The sequence below is a fragment of the Pseudoalteromonas sp. MMG033 genome (assembly GCF_057197785.1).
Map to the genome: position 1 here is coordinate 1662802 of NZ_CM170070.1, position 20117 is coordinate 1682918.

Here is a 20117-nt window from a genome sequence, read left to right on the forward strand (position 1 = left end):
GCTACAGCTCCATTACTTGAGCAGAAGCTGAGCTCGGTTCGTCACTGTTTGAATCACAAATATCAATGAGATCCAATGTGTCTAAGTGCTGTGCCAAAGCGGCTACTGAAGGACTCGCGATAATCGCCGATAATGGAATAGCCAGTTGATGCCACTTTTGCGCGTTGCGAACAAGTTGCACGGCTAGGATGGAGTTCCCTCCTAATCGATAGAAATTATCGTGGATACCCACTTTTTCTAACCCTAATGTTTGTTGCCAAACCTCGCAAAGCAGAGCTTCCCGCTCATTTGTTGGCGCGACAAGTTGTTTAGTCTGGTTGAGTGTCGGTAATGGCAGTGCCTTACTATCCAATTTACCATTTACTGTTAAAGGCATAGAGGTTTGCTGACAGATCGCATCAGGGACCATATAAGCTGGCAAATGTGTTTTAAGCTGGTTTAAAAAATCATTTTCATTGAAAAGGGCCTCAGGATGCATCACAACATACCCACTGAGTGCTGTTTGTTGCTGGCGCGTATAAGTGATCACCGCAGCTTCCTTCACACCTTCAATATTAAGCAAATGTGATTCGATCTCACCGAGCTCAATACGGTGGCCTCGTATTTTGATTTGATTGTCGAGTCGGCCTAAATATTCTAAGTGGCCATTTGGTAATAATCTGGCTTTATCACCCGTTTTGTAGGCTCTTACAGTTTGGTCATTTAAAGAGAGCTCAAGGAATCGATCATGGGTCAACTCTCTTTGATTAAGGTAACCTTTTGCAAGACCTGCACCGCTCACAAATAGCTCACCTTGCGCACCCACTGGCACAGGTCGTAGCTGGCTATCCAAAATAAATACTTGCATATCATTTAATGGCTTACCAATATCAGCGATATGAGAATTCATCTTTGGCTCTAGCGGTAGAGAAGTTACGTGCACAGTGGTTTCTGTGATCCCGTACATATTGACTAATTGAATGTGCTCACCAAAGTGCTTCCACCATGGGGCCAAGCGTGAATAATTTAGTTGCTCCCCCCCGAATATGACCGTTCTTAAACGACTAAGTGTGGCATTTGATTCAATTGCGATATCGCTAAAATTGTAAAATGCGCTCGGTGTTTGGTTAAGCACAGTAATACCAAACTGCTCACACTGTTTGACAAACTCAAAACTGTCGCGTGCCTGCGCATAGCTAGGGATAAATAACTGCCCGCCATGGCAAAGCGCTCCCCAAATTTCCCAGACACTGAAATCAAAAATAGTATCGTGATAAAGCACCCATGTATCTTGGTTACTGAATTGATATTGCTGCTGTGTTGCAGAAAGTAACCGTGTGACATTTTCATGAGTTTGTATAACCCCTTTGGGTTGACCTGTCGTCCCTGAGGTATAGATGATATATGCGTTGTCTTTTGGAGTCGGTTGAATGCTTGGTGCGCTGCATTGGGGGAACTCGCCTTCTATATTAAATAGCGGCCAATCGAGTTGTTGTGTATCTGTCAGTGTGGCAATGCTTTCAGTATTACTCAGTACTATTTCTAATTTAGCATCAGATATAACAAATTCGTTTCTTGCTGCTGGTGCTCTGGTAGAGATCGGAACATAGGCTGCACCTGCTTTCAGTACGGCGAGCATCGCGATAACGGTATCTATAGAAGGAGTAAAATAGAGTCCAATATAGCTTTGTTGGCCAAATTGCTGCAATAAGTTGCCAGCTAGCGTATCTGCACGGTCATTTAACTCTCGATAGCTCATTTTGCTATCAGTGGTCAACAGTGCTGTTTGGTCTGGTTGTGCTGTAACTTGTGCTGTGAGCAGCGATAGCAGATCAGTTTTATGGTATTGCTCTGGTTGTTTGTTGCTCTGAGGCGGGCTTGTCAGCGTTAGCTGCTCAATGGGTAATTCGCCATCCGTATTAATAAGTTGAGCAAGGATATGGTTAAAGTTTTCACTTAACGCATCAATAAACCAAGGGTCGTAACGGTTTAAGTCAAACTCCCATAGCATGGTAATTGAATCATCTTGGTCTTGTCCCATTCGAGTAATTACAACGATATTGAGCTCGAATTTTGATGACTGACTGCTGATGGCTTCGTAATATTGTATGTTATCCAGGCCGGGTAACGTCAGATCTGGTAGCGGTGAGTCATGGAAGCTGAAACAGATTTGGAATAGTGGATTGACCCCCTTAATACGCTCAGGGTTGACATCGGCAACGACTTCTGTGAAAGGCAGAGTTTGATTTGCCAGCATATCATTACTTACCTCGAAGCAATGCTGTACGAGCGAGTTGACACTCATTTCTGCGCTTTGTTTTACGCGTGCAACCACGGTGCTCACTAGCATTCCTATGGTGTTTTCGACATTGGTGTAGCTGCGGTTCGCGACCCCTGAGCCGACACAAATATCTTGATCACCACTGAAGCGAGATAAGACGATATTCAGTGCAGCCAATGCGACAGAAAAAGGTGTAACTTGATTTTGTTGGCTGTAAGATTTCACGTCATTCCAAAGTGCTCGGGATAACTTGACGCGATGTGCTCTGCCTCGTTCAGTGGGGGTATCTCCTAGGCGAGATACAGGTAGGTTAATACGTCCTGGTGCATCTTTTAACTGCTCTTTCCAAAACTGTCGTTGTTGAGATGCTTGCTCCGAACTCAGCCAGTCATGTTGATAGGCTGCGTAATCGGCATATTGTGTAATTTCAGGCAAAGTGGCTTTGTCTGCACCATTTAAACGTTGTTTGTAGCAACTGAATAGGTGGTTAATGAAGATATTAGACGACCACCCGTCATGCACTAAATGATGCTCTATATGGATTAAGACATATTTTTCTTGATGCGTTTTAACAATGGCAAAACGTGCCAGTGGGAGCTGGTCTATCGCAAAAATATCATTCATTTCTCCATTTACAAGCTTGTCGACATGCTCAAGTGCCACGGACTCTGGGTATTCACTAAAGTCAAAGTAGGGAACATCTTGTTTGTAATTTGGCTCTATATACTGAATCGGTTCATGTAAATCATAGTAGGTGCGAAAAACAGCGTGATTATCCACAACATCTTGAATTGCCCCCTGCATGGCAGGCACATCTAATTGCCCAGTAAAGGTGGTGGTGCATTTTGCATGATATGCTTTATCACTCGGATCTGCTTTTGCTAGGAACCAAATAGCGCGTTGCTGCAAAGAGAGTGGGATCGCATGTTGGAGTTTTTCATGGCGCTTTGGCAAGGCGATGGTTTCGAATTTTTGCGATTGTAGAGCTTGCCATACCTGTCCTGCACTGCGATGACGGTAAATGAGCGCGGCGGGCACACTGATATTTAAGTGTTGAAAGAGCTGGTTACTTAAGTTGATAACAGAGAGCGAGTCACCGCCTTGTTGAAAAAAGTCTTGCTCCCACTCTAATCCGGGCAAGCAGAAAGACTGAAATTGCGCCAAAAACTGTTGCTGAGATGAGTCAAGATCGACATGGTTTGCAGGTTGCATCGTCGTCAGCTCAGAGCTTGAAAGAGTCTGAGCATCAACTTTACCATTCTCTGTCATGGGGAGTGCATCTAGGTACTGATAGTGATCTGGTACCATATAGTCGGGCAGTGTACTGGTGACAAGATCATTGATGCGTTTAGTAAGGGTGTTATCAGGTGTTTCATGAGTAACGACAAAGGCAACTAAAAACTTTGTATTCGTATGCTTTACGACCTGACAGCTAACGAGTTTAACAGCGTCATGTTGTGCAATTACTTGCTCAACTTCCCCAAGCTCAATGCGAAATCCTCGCAGTTTAATCTGGTTGTCATTACGGCCGATAAAGTGATAGTTCTTGCCATCGAATCGGGCTAAATCACCAGATTTGTAGAGTTTTGCGAAATGAGGAGGATCTATGTCTGCTTGATAAAATGGGTTATCAATAAAGCGAGCTTGTGTTAAATCAGGTCGATTTAAATAGCCTTTGGCGATGCCTGCGCCACTGATATATAACTCGCCACTTTCTCCATCATCGACCGTATCGAGCTGATCGTTGAGTAAATAAAGTCGTGTATGCACAAATGGCTTACCAATATTGAATTCAGAATGACTTTCTGAGTACTCATTGGCGCAAGTGCCCACTGTATATTCTGTCGGTCCGTAGCCATTAAAAATACGGGTGACTTTTGATAGCCGCTTTAGCATATCAAGGTTAGGGGTCTCGCCTGCTACGACTAATGTTTCTAATGTATGTAGATGTTTTAAATCCATTAATGCCAATAAAGCGGGGGGAATACTGGCAAACTGAATCGCGTTGTTGGCAAGAAGCTCTCCCAAAGCAGTCGCGTCATGACGTTGCTCTTCATTGGCAATGTAAACTGTCTGACCTAGCATCAGCTGAGTGATCAACTCGAATATACTGGCATCAAAGATATAGGATGCAAACAAGAGTGCACGTTGGATTTTATCAATACCAAAGCGGTTGATCTGCGCCTCAGCTAAATATAATAAATTCTGGTAGGGGATTTCGACCCCTTTAGGATTACCAGTTGTGCCTGAGGTATAAATGACATAAGCGATATCAGACATAGCAGAGTGTGGCGGGGTAAACGCTTGTGTACTCGCTGACTCAATTGATACTGTGGGATAATCGCTAAATACCCCTGAATTTTGAAATTTACTATGCGTCAAAATTAAAGCGGGTTGACTGTCTTCAATAATAAATTGGCAACGAGAGATTGGGGCTTCAGTCGAGATAGGGATATAACCTTTTCCTGATTGGATTGCAGCGAGAATACCGATTACCATATCAATACCCCGCTCAAGATATAGTGCCACATAAGGTGACTCAGATGGATTCTCTTGAGCATGTTGTTGAATATTAGCAGCAACTCTTTCAACTTGAATTTCAAGCTCTTGATAGCTTATTTGGTCTTCGCCAAAAATTAAGGCAACATTATTTGCGTATGCTGAGAAAGCATGTTTTAAAATAGCTTGAGGGTGCTCGCTGTTATGAATTGATATGTTTGCAGTCATTATGGTAATCCTTCAAATTAATTAACGCAGTCGCTACACTATGTTGCAATTGTGTTTTCAATATGTGCTTTTTGAGGTGTTTTCTTCTCATTTTTTGAAAAAAACACGTATTTTCACTTGATAAATAATCAGATTATGTTAACCAAAAGGAATCTTTATGCGTATTACCCCTTTGGGAACCCCTTTTTCTCCAACGGCATGTAAAATCCTGTTTTGTGGTGGCGGTGAGCTGGGCAAGGAAACTGTGATTGAATTTAAGCGATTAGGGGCAGAGGTCATTGTGTTAGACCGCTATGACAACGCGCCAGCCATGCAGGTTGCAGACAGAAGCTATACGCTCTCTATGTTGGATGGTGAACGACTGGCAGAAATTATTCGTGCAGAGCAGCCTGATTACATCGTGCCAGAAATTGAGGCGATTGCCACAGATACACTGGTTGAGTTAGAGGCTAAAGGCTTTACGGTTGTACCAACGGCAAAAGCAACACAACTCACCATGAATAGAGAGGGGATCCGCCGATTAGCAGCTGAAGAATTAAAGTTAGCGACGTCACCTTATCAATTTGTTGATAGCATCGACGACTTTCGTGCGGCCATTGAACATATTGGCATGCCATGTGTAGTGAAGCCGATCATGAGCTCATCAGGTAAAGGGCAAAGTGTGGTAAAAACACATGAGGATATTGAGTCTGCGTGGCAATATGCACAGCAAGGCGGTAGAGCGGGGCAAGGACGTGTTATTGTTGAGGGCTTTGTCGATTTTGATTATGAAATCACTTTACTGACCATACGCCATAGTCAGGGGACTAGCTTTTGTGCACCAATTGGACATGTACAAGCCGGTGGAGACTATCAGCAAAGCTGGCAGCCGCAGGCAATGAGCGAACTAGCATTGGCACGCAGTAAAGACATAGCTAGCAAAATTACTGAGGCACTCGGTGGTCGCGGCTTGTTTGGTGTAGAGCTATTTATCAAAGGGGACGAGGTTTATTTTAGTGAGGTATCTCCGCGTCCACATGATACTGGCATGGTGACCTTGATTTCCCAAGATCTGAGTGAGTTTGCGTTGCATGCGCGTGCTGTGCTTGGTTTGCCAATTCCTGCGATTCACTTTCATGGCCCTTCTGCATCCAGTGTTATCCTTGTTGAAGGTGAGTCTGATCAAGTGCAATTTGGCAATTTAGGGCAAGCATTGGCAGAAGCCAATACCGATATCCGCTTGTTTGGTAAACCACAGGTTCAAGGTATCAGGCGCATGGGCGTTGCATTGGCACGAGATAATAGTGTGGATAAAGCGATAGAAAAAGCAAAGCGTGTCAGCGGTGCAGTTGAATATACTGTTTAATTGCGTGAAATAGGGCCTTACGGCCCCAAGGTTTGCAGCAAATTAAATCTATAAATCAAAATCGATGGCGTAGCTCACATAGACTTTGAGGTCGTCATCGGCATCAAGGTCGGTCTTTACTAAACCAAAAGTATAGGCATCTTTACTCAGGCTGACTCCATAATCCATATAGCTGTCACCTTCTCCTGTCCATTCCATGACGGTATCACCACTGGAATTTCCAATATGCAAGCCCAGCTCGGCGTCTGTGAAGACAGGGAAAGCAGCACTCAGTTCAACATAGAGCATATCTTCTTCGGTGCTGCTATCAGATTGCGCATGTGTCATATAACTCACTTTTAAACTGACGTTACGCCAACCGAGTGCACCATAGACTTCACCAAAATCGATATCGCCAGCTGCATCAGGATAAGCGTAGTGAATATAGCCAACGTCATAGCTCAGCGCCTTTACCTCGCCACTAAACCCTAAATAGAAATCTAATTCATAGCTGGTACTGGATGTGTCACCAAAGTCGACATTGGAGGCCCAAGTACCGATATAAAAGCCAGAGTCATGGCTATAGTCAATCCCTCCTGATACGGCTGCGCCATCATCAGATTGAGTAATGCCACGCCAAAAGTAATTTGAACTGGCAGCTGCATTGGCGGAGACAGAGTGTTCGCTGGCTGAAATAGCCTGAGTAGAAAGGAGCGCTGCACACGTACACAATAAGAGAGTTGCTTTGTTTGTCATAATGGTTCCTATATGGCACAGAGTAAATCGTATTTTTAAAACGAGTGGCTCTGGGGTGGTCAGCGATAGACCAAGCCGCAGAGGTATATCAGCAATCGCAAACTGCGCGCCACTTTAGGCGCATTGGCTAGAATTTAGTTTAGGTGATTGAAATAAAATGTAATAAGTTTTTGTCAGACTAAATGTGTGAGGAGGTGTATTTTATTAGGGTGCACATCTATGGTGCGGATTGTTTCAGCCTGCACTGATAGTATGCAGGCTGTGAGCTAGGTTATTAGCCAAATATGGTACGCATTAACTGAATGGTTTCATCAACGCTTCGGCCTTTTTCGACTTCCGCGATGATTGAATCGCGTTTGGCACGAATATGTTCAGGCATAGATTCATCACTGAGTGCTCTATCAACCAGCGTTTCAGCTGATTCTTTGCTTCGGCGCACAGATTTAGTACCAGAGCCGCTCGATGTGCGTTTTGGCTTGTGCAGTAGCTTGTAATAGTTCGACGAGGTTGCCATGTCTTCGTCGGCATAATAAAACAGTACAGGTAGAAGCGCTTTGATATCAGCTAGCTTGGCTTCAAGTTCATTGCTGCCACTGGCCATTGCAAACCAAGGCATTTTAGCGATTGTTTGCACTATATCCTGCCAGTATCGCTCAAAGTCACGGTTGTTTAAGCGTGTGATCCCCAACGCTTGGCAAAGGGCATCAAGGCGATTGTTGCTGATAGGCGTAAATACATCAGGACGACGCATAGCAAGTAAGCGCGTAGCTGGTGCAAGCGTTGGCTTTTCATCGCTGCCGTTGAAAGCGCTGAGAAATGCGATGGTGAAGCCTTGGTAGTGCTCTAATGTGACTGGGCCTTCAAGAGGAATATGCGCTAAAGCATCATCGAACGCACCCGGTAGGTCAGCCAGCTGTTGGTGGAACCCTTTGGCACTTTTTGTCGACGCAAACCACTCGACATCAAACTGATAAACACTGGTATCATGCTTTGCCGTATGTTTACCGGCAAAAGCTAGACGGTCCTCTACAATCATATCTTGTAGTCTGCTATCGCGTAGTGTGGCAATGTAATCCAATAGTTTTAACTGCTCATCTAGCACTAATACGTCACTGCGCTGAGCGATGAACTCACCGACCACAGGCCAAGGTGCAATTCTCAGGGTTTTGACCTGTAAAAAGCTGATAGCTGAGATCAGCATGTCTTGGAGTTTTTTAACAGTGGGTAGCTGGTGGTCATCCAGCAGGTCAAAATTGATTCGGTTTTTAGCCACATCGAGTAACTCATAACACCAACCCAGGAAATCCTCTGGGTGATTCTCTACTTTAACTGCCATCAGGTTCAGGCTGATCTCAGTAGATTGCTTTAAGATGTTTTGGTAAATCTGACTTTCTTGTTCGCCCAAAGCCATATTTGACGGTGAAATGAGCAACTTTTTCATGCTGCGTGAGTACTCCAAGGTTAGGTTGAAATCTAGACTATTCAGTTTAGCGAACGTATCGTTAAACTGGCAAGGGCGAGGATCATACCGAGTTCTAGCACAGTTGCAATGTGGTTTTTGCGTCTTTTTTATTCTTTGATTTAAGCTGTGTTTTTTATTGCGCGTATTTTGCGAAAAATAGGGAATTCTGCGATTTGGTATTTTCTGTCTCTTGCCGTCCGTAGGTGCGGATATAATTTCCAGTGATTGATCGTTAATTGTATTTTCCAAACAATAAAAACAAAGGTTTAGGGTTTTTCTGATAATCTGTAAGATAATTATATTAAACGCTAAATTGATTTTTATTTTTGCAAGATAGCATTTAGCCTCAGTGCTGCTTTGTGGTTTTTTATCAGCCTCGCTATCATAATGCATAGATAATTATTTCTCTGGAAGGATGGATGATGAAGGCGATATTAAAAGGTGTAGTAGGGTTACTGATATTCATAGTGGTGTTGATAGTTGTGGCACCCATGTTGATCCCAACTGAAACGATTGTGTCACAGATCACGACTCAAGTGGAGAAGACCACAGGCCGAAAGTTGACGATTGCAGGTGATAGTGAATTATCCATTTTGCCAGAGTTGAACATTAAGCTTAACCAAGTGGCCTTTGATAACATGCCAACGGGCAGTGCACCACATATGCTGGAAATGGAACAGTTAGCTGTACATATTCCATGGGGATCTTTGCTATCAGGTGATTTTAAGCTGGAGCGTTTTGTCATTCAAAACCCCAAAATTTTGTTGGAAGTGGACTCAACAGGCAAGCCAAACTGGCAGTTATTTGGCGCGACATCGACATCAGCAAGTACACCAGCGAATGAAACAAGTTCAGATCCTGTCACCTTACCTGATGGATTTGATATTGCTTTAGGGGAAGTGGCAATTTATGGCGGCTCACTCACTTATGTCGATAATCAAGGTGGAACTAAAGAAGAACTGAATGATTTATCATTGAGTGTAGCCCTTCCTTCATTATATCAATCACTTTCAGTGCAAGGCCAAGTTACTTTTCAAGATCAGCGCTTTGACCTTGAGTTAAGCGTAGATACGCCAGCTAAGGCAATTCAAAGTGAAGACTTCAAATTTACTAAAAAGCTTCGCAATGAGCTGGTAAATATCGATTTTAATGGCAGCGTACTCAAGCAAGGTCAGCTGTTCGAAGGCGCGCTTTCGCTGTCGGGCAGTTCAGTGAAATCGTTGGCTGCATGGCAAAAGGTTGACTTGAATGCCAAAGACAATGCCTTTAACCAGTTTGAAGTCACAGGAGACATGTCATTTGCGGACAATGTGTTTAGTCTCAAGCAGTTCACTGCTGCACTAGATGAGTTGGCCATAAAGGGTCGTGCACAAGTGAACTTAGCCCAGAGATTATCGGTCACTGCAGATGTCGATTTAGGCATGCTTGACCTAAACCCGTATTTACCAGAGCCTGCTGCAGCGCCTGAGCAAACGTCAGAGCCAAGAGAAGACACGCCTGCGCAGCCAATCGTATGGGATGATACTGAAATTGACTTGTCCGCTTTAAATACATTAGATGCGGATATCGTGGTGCGCTCAACTGGATTAAAAGCGCGCAAAGTCACTTTAGGCAAAAACCAGTTGTCAGTGAAGTTAAATGGCGGCAAAGCCATAGTGTCATTGGATAGCTTTAATGCTTATGAGGGAACTGGTAAAGGGAAAATAGAAATCAGTGGGGCTAAAAAACCATATCTGATCAAGACAAATTTTGCGCTCAATGGCATTAATGCCGAGCCATTACTCACCGACGCCATCGACTTTGATAAGGTACTGGGCAAAGGCAGTATTAATTGGCAGTTAACTACTCAAGGGGTGAGCCAAAAGCAATTTGTCTCGCAGCTAGGTGGACAATTGGCATTTGAGTTTAAGGATGGGGGCGTAAAAGGGGCCAATTTGGCTGAGATGGTAAGAAAAGGCCAAGAAATGCTCAAGGGCAATTTCTCTGGGCTGTCTGAAGGCATTAATGCAGATTTTGATCCTCAGCAGAAAACCGACTTTTCAGCACTCACGGGGAGCTTTAAGTTTAATAGAGGTGTTGGGACGAATACTGATTTATTGCTGGCAAGCCCACTTATTCGCGTGACCGGCTCTGGAGATGTTGATTTGCCTAAGACGTTTGTCGATTATCGTTTGGTAACAGGCATAGTCGATACCATTGAAGGGCAAAGTAGCCGTGATAAAAGTACAGGCTTCAAGGTGCCTGTACGGATCAAGGGCCCATTCCACAAAGTGGAAACGAACTTAGACTTAAGCAGTGCGGCTAAAGACAAAGCCAAAGACACTATTAAAGATAAACTTAAAGACAAATTCAAAGGCCTATTTGGCGGTTAAGCCTAGGCGATGCATATTGTTCAACGCCAACAATATGCATCGCTGCTATTTCACTTCGGCATTATCTTTTCCTCAATACACTTTGATCTCATAATGTAAATCCACCATTGGTATAAATTAATTCTTGCTTTTTTTACATATATTTTAGGCGTTATTATCCCTAAGTCTCAGTTATCTAAAACGATAAGTAATCGGGAATTTGATAATTGCGAATAGTACTGTGCACATGCGATATTTTTGATTGAAAAGTATACAGCTATTGTTTAAAGCTATTAGGCATATTCCCAAAATAGATAAACATGTAGACCATGCTTATTACTCATGACTTATTAGGTGTTATCAATTTACTCCGTGTGCTTTTTTGTATGCGCTACACGGCCACTCGATACTGTTTAGGGGCGAGATGATGCGACTAAAGAGTGATAGGGCGGTGATCCAAGTGAAGAGCGTGAGTAAAACCTACCAAGGCTATCGCAAGCCTCTTGGGTTATCAGCTTCCTTAAAAAATCTGTTTCACAGAGAAATTGAGTACACTGAAGCAGTTAAAGGGATTTCTTTCGATATTGAGCGCGGTCAGACCGTGGCAGTGGTTGGTCAAAATGGGGCAGGAAAAACCACAACGATGAAGATGTTATCGGGGATGATCAATCCGACTCAAGGGCATATCACTGTGTTTGGCCAGTCTCCCTGTATACACAAAGCAGCATTTAAAAAACGATGTTCATATTTTATGGGGCAGAGCTTTCAGCTTTGGCCGGATTTACCTGCGATGGATAGTTTTAATTTATGCCAAGGCATTTATGAGATCCCCATTCCTGTTTATAAACGGCGGTTGTCTTATTTGTCTGAATTTTTGCAAGTGACACATTTATTAGACATTCAAGTACGGCGCCTTTCTATGTGTGAGCGCATAAAAATGGAGCTGATCGCTGCACTGCTACATAGTCCAGAGTTGCTGTTTTTAGATGAACCGATTGCTGGGTTGGATTATTTATCACAGCGAGCAATTATGCGTTCGATACAGCATTTAGCAGCAGAGGATAAATTGACCGTGTTGTTATCAAGTCATTCAATTGCAGATCTTTCGCTCTATTGTGAAAGGGCACTGGTTATGGAAAGAGGAAGGTTGGTACTTGATAATGACATACACCTGGCTGAGCAATCATTACAGTGCGACGCAGAGACGATTTAAACGATTAGGTGGCAAGCAAAAATGAATAAATGTCATGTTGGAATGAGATACGCATGGTAATTACAGCTTACTCTTGGCAGTGTAGGACATTCATTAAAAAGCGAATGTAATTCTGTATGCCATAGTATGACTGGCTTGTAGTAAAAATATCATGCTTACCTACAAACTGGATAATAAAAGTCCAGTCTTTCCAATTACTCACTAATTTCTAGAAGAAGAAAGCGCATGTTTACATTTATGTCATTTCTCTTGCCGTAAGGTGTCATGCTTGGTCTGTTTTAATCGACTCACTTTTTATTTTCTATTCATGTGTTAGGCGATGGGAGAGGCTTATGATAGTTAATCACTCAATCTTCTTTGTTGTACTACGCCTCTTAAACATTAGATATTCAGCTATTGTGTTTAAGTAAATTATTCCTGTCTATATGAATGTTTCGAAATTGAAACAGGTTTATAAAAGTTCTAAATTGAGATGTTTTAGCTATTTTTTAACCAACTTAATGTTTTAATTATAATGAACAGCAGGATAGGACTTATGCATGAGAACAAAAAAGCATTAACGGCGCGCACTTTGGTTGCGTTATTACCGGCCATGGTAATAGCTGGCCAAACTTGGGCCAGCACCAGCCTAGCACAAATAAATCAGCAGCAACTTAATCAGCTTGCTGACACCCTCGATGTGAAGTATCGCTTACTCAGTAATATGCCTGAGCAATGTCCAGGATCTACGGCTGAATTCTGTTATCACGCACAAATTGAAATCACGAGTCCGTTTACTGCAAAGGTAGATGGTTGGAAAATCCTGTATAGCCAAGTGTATCCAGCGACACAAAGTAAAAGCGAGCAGCTGACATTACGTCACTTCAATGGTGACCTGAACCACATTGCACCAAGTAACACATTTACTGGATTCGAAGCAGGGAAGAGCCAAGTTATTGAATTTTGGGTCGCCAGTTCACTGCTTAATGAAGGTGAGTTGATGCCCAACTATATACTCACCGCACAGGGTCTTGAACCAAAAGTGATAAAAAGCACCCAATCATACATAGAGCAGGATACAAGATTAGAAATAAAGCCTTATGCAGCGGTCAGTGCCAAAACCAGTGTGATGCAATCTCATCCTGATGATCAATATGCAAACTTTACCTCAGCTGCCTTATTTGAAAACTATAAAATCGACGATTATTCAGTTGATGCTGTTGCGCATGCAATTGTGCCAACGCCTGATGCAATGAAGGTGTTTAGCAATGAGGCGCCACTTAATTTGAGTAACGGTATTCAATTACAGCTTTCTGGGCTGGAGTATGGAGATGTGGCAGCTGCCCTAAAGCGTCTAGATGCGTTAGGGGTTAAGCAAACGCACAATGGCGTTGCAGTGAATATCATTGTGCGCGGCAAGCAACAAGGTCATAACGGCGCGTATCAGCTCAGCACCCAAAGAGGGCAAATACAGATTGAAGCGCAAGATAGTACAGGTGCATTTTATGGATTACAGTCGGTGGCGAGTTTGCTGTCACTGGACTCTATGCAGGTGCCTGCGGTAAATGTAGTTGATAAGCCTCGCTATGATTATCGAGGTTTGCACTTGGATGTGGCGCGTAACTTCCGTTCTAAAGAGTTTGTATTGCGGTTACTCAGTAAAATGTCTGCTTATAAGCTTAATAAGCTGCATTTTCATCTCGCAGATGATGAAGGGTGGCGCATTGAGATCCCGGGCTTACCTGAATTGACAGCGTTATCATCACATCGATGTATTGATTTGGATGATAAGCATTGTCTGCAACCTCAGTTGGGGTCGGCAATCAATACTGATAGAGATGGTTATTATTCTATTGCTGATTATCAAGAGATCTTGAATTTTGCAAAGCAACATCATATCGAAATTATTCCTTCGTTAGACATGCCTGGCCATTCGCGTGCAGCGGTCAAAGCCATGGAGAAGCGCTTTTACACGCTCACCAAAGAAGGTAAACATGACGCTGCGCGCCAGTATCTGGTCAGTGATCCGCAAGATGTCACCGAATACCGCTCAATTCAACACTACAACGACAACACATTAAATGTTTGTATGGAGTCAACTTATGCATTTGTTGATAAGGTGATTTCAGAAGTGGCTGCGCAACATAAAAAAGCGGGCTCACCGTTAAATATCTACCATATTGGTGCAGATGAAACTGCTGGGGCATGGGTTGAGTCGCCAGCATGTAAAAAGTTCATAGCTGACAAGTCCAATAATGTGCATGAAGTGGAAGAGTTGACGGGCTACTTTATTGAGCGAGTATCGGCAATGATTGCTAAAAAAGGTATTGAGGTCGCTGGCTGGAATGATGGTCTTTCTGAAACGAGACAGGACAAGATGCCACGTAAAGTAGCGTCGTATGTCTGGGCAACATTACCGCAAAATGCTCACAAGGTTGTGAGTGCTCATGCCAGACGGGGTTGGGACATTATTTTATCAACGCCGGATGTCACTTACTTAGATTTTCCCTATGAGTTAGACCCTAAAGAGAGTGGCTATAAATGGGGGGCGAGAAGAACAAATAGCAAAACAATTTTTGAGTTTATGCCTGATAACTTGCCAGCTAATGCGGAAGTTAAGAAAGACACCATAGGTAGAAACTATGTGGCTGATGATCGAACGCAAGTGGATGAAAATGGTCAGTTTACTCATCAACCACTTCCTGAAGGTTTCCGTGTTACGGGGATCCAAGGTCACCTTTGGTCTGAGGTCGTGCGTAAAGACCACTTAGCTGAGTACATGCTATTTCCTCGATTATTAGCGCTGGCTGAGAAAGCATGGCATCGTGCACAGTGGGAAGTACCCTATAACTATGCTGGTGAAAAGTATGACCACACAACAGGGTTCCTAACTGCTCAAATGCGTGCACAGCGAGATCAACAGTGGCAAGACTTTATTCATGCCGTTGGACATAAAGAGCTTGAAAAGTTTGATCGATTGGGGGTTTTTTATCGGATCCCGAATGTGGTGAGCAAGGTGATAGACAATAGGTTGCATGCCTCTACGATCATTCCTGGGTTACCAATTCAGTTCAGAGTTAACCAAGGAGAGTGGCGAGAGTATGATCAGCCATTGACGTTGAAAGCCGGAACTAAGGTTGAGCTACGAGCACTTTCACCCGATAGGCGACGCCCTGGTAGAATCGAGTTTGCCGACATAACTGGCACTGCCCGATTTTAAGTTGCTGGGAGGCACCGAGTTCCTATGGTGCTTCCCAATTCTTTCTAGCGCAATAAGTGACTGTGGTCATCATATACATAGATAACAATTAAATTTGCCCAATGGCACCCCTTCATATTTTGGCGTCTATCTGTTATTGCGATAGCCCACAACCATCAAGAGCATTTTATATGATCAGTCGAGTTATACAGGGACAAACTGAGCCGGAAGATAATGCACTATTCGGCATAGATAAAGAGCTAACGACATATCATCATGAGATGGACATCACCTGTATTTGTGTAATTGAGCAGCGCTCAGAGCTAAAGAAGGTGCTAAGCATGTTAGAAAATCAGTCCCTATGCCCTATTGAAGTTGTAATATGCCACCCGCCATCACTACAGTGTGAGGTATCTCAACAAGCAAGCTTTACAGTGCGCTTATTACCTTTTGATTTGCCTTTGAATTTGAATGCTAAGACGCCAGAACGGTTGGCATTAGCAATTAATTGTGACTATGTCGTTGTCTGCCCAGAAGCGTGTGCTTGGATATCGAATGAGTGGCTTAGCTTGCAACTCTATTATTTAAAAAATAATAAATTAGACGCGATAGCGGTGTCCCAAAGCGGTGCTTTTGTTTCAGTAGCATCCTGTTCTTATCTGCAAAGTAACACTGTTTGCTGCACAAAAGAGTTCTTTTTAGCAAAACATCATGCTCAAGATAAGCAACTCGGCTTTGAGGTGAAGCCGAGCCAATACAGTGAACACAGCATCCAGTTCCCAACGGAGCTGGCACACATATCATCAGATTGACCCAATACAGGAAATACATTGTTAGAACGTGATATAGCCGCATGTCGAGCGACAGAAAAGAGAATGAACCGGACAAGAAATATACTTTCACTCTTCATGTTTATATTAAGCATGATTTTTTTAGTTCCAGAATTAAGAGCTGAGGAAGTACCTGCACTCGAAAATCAGGTATTTGACCGTGTTTTCTTCGAGCAGTACCACCCACAAACAGCCTTGGATATGATTTACCGCTTACCTGGTTTTTCATTTCAGAATACGAGCTCTGCCCGTGGCTTTGGCGCCAATGTCGGGAATGTCTTAATTAATGGCGCTCGTCCAGTTGTTAAGTCTGAAAAACTCAGCAATGTGTTAAATCGCCTGCCAGCGGCTTCTGTACAACTAATCCGCATTTATCGTGGCAGTAAAATTCCGCTAGTTGCGGCTGGTAACACAGTGGTTGCTGATGTGATCTTACTTGATGTAGAAACATCGGGAAATGTGCAAGGGGAGCTAGTGCAGTTTCATGACGGCAGCATAAAGCCAAAAGTCGCATTGCAATTAACAACGCCCTTGTTAGGGTGGGAGGCATCACTGGGTATTCAAGCAAATCATACCCCTGGTTATCGCACTGCAGTTATCACACAGCGAGATGAACAAAACAAAGCCATCGCAAAAGCATCAGAAGTGCTCGATGAGTCCACAAAAGAGTTTAAATTGACGGCTCAATTGAGCCAAATAGATACAGACACTGAAACTATGCTGACAAGCAAAGTGAGCCGTGAAAAGTATCTGGGAGAAACTGTTAGATATGATGATATGCAGCCAAGTAATGAAGCGCTGCATTTAATTCGAGAGCTCGAAGTAGAAAATACAACGGATATTGCAGAGCTAGGTATAGATTGGCTCATGAAACGGGCGAGTCATCGGTGGCAGAATATGGCTATTTGGGTCATTGAAGACAAAACGTTTGCCAATACAGATGTCTTTTTTCCGGCTGTACTTGCTCACTCTACATGGCATCAAAATGAGTTGAAAACAGAACTCATATTGAGAAGCAGCATTGAACTATCTCCAACAGGTCGTTTCACACCTCAATTTGGTATTGAATTAGTAGAGAACAGAATGCAATCATCTGTATTGCAATCTGGCGAGCAAAATATGAGCCGTACTGATGTCAGTGAACTTAGAGCTGAGCTATTTGGCAGTGTCAATTACCAAGTGCATGAGACCCTCACCAGTGAAGTGGGGATAACTTATGAAAGCTCGCGTATTGATGTATCTGCACAAGAAAACAGTGAGCAATCCCTCTCTTTTTTGAAGCCAAGGCTCAAAGCAGACTGGCAGCTTGCAGATAACCAAAGTCTAAGTGCGGCGGCTGAACATCGCGTGGGCCAGCTTGATTTTTCGGATTTTGCACGTAGCGTTGACCCGTTAGATGCAAGAGGTCAAGCTGGGAACACGCAGTTACGCCCACAACAGACCACCGAAGTTTCAGCGCAGTATCAGTGGTATTTTTCAAAACGCAGCAATCTAAAAGTAGAGTTACTGTATCAATGGCGAAAAGATGTGTTGGAGCACATCGCGATAACGGACACCAGCAGTGCGATAGGCAATGCAGGAGATGGAGAGTATTGGGGCAGTACGATAGGCCTAGCGATTGACTTAGCCCCCATTTTAGATAATGCGCTCTTTGAGGTGTCTTATGAGCATACCAATTCACATTACAGCAATCCAAATAGGCGCAGTGAACGGTTAAGCAACTACTTAGATGATTGGCTGTGGATGCAGTTCCGTCATGATATCCCGCACCTTAAAAGTTCATGGGGGCTCGAGTATTGGGGGGATTATACAGAACCGGTTTACTATCCATATGAAACGCTGATTGTGCATGGCAATAAACGATTGAAAGGGTTTATTGAATCGTCTTGGATTCATCGTTTTAAAGTACGTTTTAAAGTACGTTTTGAAGTAACGCATATGAATACCGGCCGATTCAGACGTGAACGAACTTTTTATGAACAAGCAATAATATCTGGCTATGAAGTAGCTGACCGTACGCATAAAGCGGACTATCGCTTGTCAGTATGGTACAACTTTTAGACAGGGTGTTTTTATAAAACAAGTAATATCATTGGGTTATATTTGTTAAATAGAAAATAAGAATACCTTCACTGTTTCTTCATGGTAGATAACATGGCCACTACGCACACTGCGTAGCGAGTGACTTAAATTAACCAGAAATGGAAAAGGATATGTGTACTATGAATGCCATTAAAAAACTTACCACAGTGACTTTATTGACTTTGTCAGTGAGCAGCTGTGCAGCAACCCAACAAAAAAATGCAGTAAAGTCTGAATTTACATATCCAAATGGCGCACGATATGCTGTGTCATTGACCTTTGATGACGCACGAAATAGTCAAGTAGATGTCGGTATTCCCATTTTAGACAAGCATAATGTGAAAGGGACTTTTTATGTCAATCCAAAATTTGTTGATGAGCGATTGGATGGCTGGAAAAAAGCCGCAAAAAATGGGCATGAATTAGGTAATCATACGAGTTCTCATTTGTGCACAGGCAACTTTGCATGGCTGAGAAAAGATGATCTGGGGCTTGAGCAGGTTGACTTAGCCTGGTTAAGACAAGACATAGAAGCCACAACGACCTACATGAAAGAGAAACTCGATGTCGAACCGCGCTCATTTGCATATCCGTGCGGAAACACTTTTGTTGGTCGGGGTAAAGAAGTAAAAAGCTATGTTCCGCTCATTGCAGAGCTATTTAAAACTGGCCGTACTTGGCTAGATGAAACGGGGAATAATCCAACTTATACCGATTTTGCACAGCTGGCTGGTAATCGAATGGACGGGATGAGCTTTGCAGAAATCAAAGGTCTGCTAGATATGCTCAAAGAAAATAATAAATGGATTATTTTAGCTGGGCATGAAGTCGGGGAAAAAGGCCTTTATACCACGGATAAAGCAGCCTTAGATGCGCTGATTGTTTACTTAAAAGACCCCAAAAATGGATATTGGTTGGCAACGGTCGATGAGATTGCAACCTATATTGAAAAGCATAGATAAATCAATGTGTGGCTATTTTTTAAACTGTAACAAAGGTTTAAAATTTATTCATTAGACTTGTTTTCCACTTCACCGCCCTCATATGAAAGAAGGCGGTGATAGCAGATATGGCAAATTGATAAATTAATTAAAAATTGAACTATCTTTGGCTGAACTTTGCTGTTACAATTCCCCGCCCTTGAAAGACGAAAGCTTCGTTTTTTGAGTGGAATTTAATCTAAATGCTTAGGTTTTATACAAAATCTAGGTAAATGTTAACTACACCGGAGCATAGACAATGATCCAAATGCAAACTCAGCTGGACGTTGCTGATAACAGCGGCGCTCGCAAAGTGCAGTGTATTAAAGTCCTTGGTGGTTCGCACCGTCGCTACGCGCGTGTTGGTGACATCATTAAAGTTTCTGTTAAAGAAGCAATTCCTCGCGGCAAAGTGAAGAAAGGTGATGTTAAAAACGCAGTAGTAGTGCGTACTAAGAAAGGCGTTCGTCGTCCAGACGGCTCTTTAATCCGTTTCGATAGCAATGCGGCTGTTATCTTAAATGATAGCCATCAGCCAATTGGTACTCGTATCTTCGGCCCTGTGACGCGTGAACTACGTAACGAAAAGTTCATGAAAATCGTTTCACTAGCACCAGAAGTACTATAAGGAGTCGATCATGGCAGCAAAAATCCGTCGTGATGACGAAGTAATCGTACTAGCCGGTAAAGACAAAGGTAAGCGCGGTAAAGTGCTTTCAGTTGTAACTGAGACTGGTCGTGTATTTGTTGAAGGCGTAAATATCATCAAGAAACACCAGAAGCCTGTACCACAACTACAGCAAGCTGGCGGTATTGTTGAGAAAGAAGCGTCTGTCGACGTATCAAATGTAGCGATTTTCAATGCCGAAACTGGCAAAGCAGATCGTGTTGGTTTTAGATTTGAAGACGGTAAAAAAGTCCGTTTCTTCAAGTCTACTGGCAAAACTATTTAAT

At 43.1% G+C, this 20117-nt stretch carries 12 protein-coding genes; 9 read left to right on the top strand and 3 right to left on the bottom strand.

Annotation, left to right across the window (positions count from 1 at the left end):
• Nucleotide 1: 1 nt before the first annotated feature.
• A complete protein-coding gene (locus tag AC2CZC_RS07305) occupies nucleotides 2-4987 on the bottom strand; it encodes an amino acid adenylation domain-containing protein (RefSeq protein ID WP_484584348.1) in 4986 nt (1661 codons plus the stop codon).
• A gap of 157 nt (nucleotides 4988-5144) precedes the next feature.
• Between AC2CZC_RS07305 and purT the strand changes: the two genes are divergently transcribed.
• Nucleotides 5145-6332, top strand: a complete 1188-nt coding sequence (purT, locus tag AC2CZC_RS07310) for a formate-dependent phosphoribosylglycinamide formyltransferase (protein ID WP_484584349.1) — start codon at nucleotides 5145-5147, stop codon at nucleotides 6330-6332.
• A 48-nt stretch (nucleotides 6333-6380) separates the two neighbouring features.
• On the opposite strand, the gene AC2CZC_RS07315 is transcribed toward purT, so the two are convergent.
• Both AC2CZC_RS07315 and AC2CZC_RS07320 read right to left on the bottom strand, forming a co-directional pair.
• On the bottom strand, nucleotides 6381-7067 hold the full coding sequence (locus AC2CZC_RS07315) for a TorF family putative porin (protein ID WP_484584350.1): 687 nt from the start codon (nucleotides 7065-7067) through the stop codon (nucleotides 6381-6383).
• A 274-nt stretch (nucleotides 7068-7341) separates the two neighbouring features.
• Nucleotides 7342-8508 (bottom strand): hypothetical protein, encoded by a 1167-nt coding sequence (locus AC2CZC_RS07320; protein ID WP_484584351.1) that lies wholly within the window; start codon nucleotides 8506-8508, stop codon nucleotides 7342-7344.
• A 443-nt stretch (nucleotides 8509-8951) separates the two neighbouring features.
• On the opposite strand from AC2CZC_RS07320, the gene AC2CZC_RS07325 reads away from it, so the two are divergent.
• The 8 genes from AC2CZC_RS07325 (at nucleotide 8952) to rplX (ending at nucleotide 20116) form a co-directional block, all read left to right on the top strand.
• On the top strand, nucleotides 8952-10901 hold the full coding sequence (locus AC2CZC_RS07325) for an AsmA family protein (RefSeq protein WP_484584857.1): 1950 nt from the start codon (nucleotides 8952-8954) through the stop codon (nucleotides 10899-10901).
• Nucleotides 10902-11304: 403 nt separating this feature from the next.
• Nucleotides 11305-12093, top strand: a complete 789-nt coding sequence (locus AC2CZC_RS07330; protein ID WP_484584352.1) for an ATP-binding cassette domain-containing protein — start codon at nucleotides 11305-11307, stop codon at nucleotides 12091-12093.
• Nucleotides 12094-12628: 535 nt separating this feature from the next.
• The gene (locus tag AC2CZC_RS07335; protein ID WP_484584353.1) at nucleotides 12629-15292 is read left to right on the top strand and encodes a family 20 glycosylhydrolase; all 2664 of its coding nucleotides are present in this window, start codon (nucleotides 12629-12631) and stop codon (nucleotides 15290-15292) included.
• 170 nt (nucleotides 15293-15462) lie between these two features.
• Nucleotides 15463-16083: a hypothetical protein gene (locus AC2CZC_RS07340; protein WP_484584354.1), complete on the top strand. Its 621-nt coding sequence runs from the start codon at nucleotides 15463-15465 to the stop codon at nucleotides 16081-16083.
• Nucleotides 16084-16194: 111 nt separating this feature from the next.
• Nucleotides 16195-18162: a TonB-dependent receptor domain-containing protein gene (locus AC2CZC_RS07345; RefSeq protein ID WP_484584355.1), complete on the top strand. Its 1968-nt coding sequence runs from the start codon at nucleotides 16195-16197 to the stop codon at nucleotides 18160-18162.
• A 161-nt stretch (nucleotides 18163-18323) separates the two neighbouring features.
• Nucleotides 18324-19145, top strand: coding sequence for a polysaccharide deacetylase family protein (locus tag AC2CZC_RS07350; RefSeq protein ID WP_484584356.1), 822 nt, complete (start codon nucleotides 18324-18326; stop codon nucleotides 19143-19145).
• Between the two features lie 277 nt (nucleotides 19146-19422).
• Nucleotides 19423-19791 (top strand): 50S ribosomal protein L14, encoded by a 369-nt coding sequence (gene rplN, locus AC2CZC_RS07355; RefSeq protein ID WP_039611414.1) that lies wholly within the window; start codon nucleotides 19423-19425, stop codon nucleotides 19789-19791.
• Between the two features lie 10 nt (nucleotides 19792-19801).
• Entirely contained in the window at nucleotides 19802-20116 is a 315-nt protein-coding gene (rplX, locus tag AC2CZC_RS07360) for a 50S ribosomal protein L24 (RefSeq protein WP_023401269.1), read from the top strand.
• Nucleotide 20117: the final 1 nt, after the last annotated feature.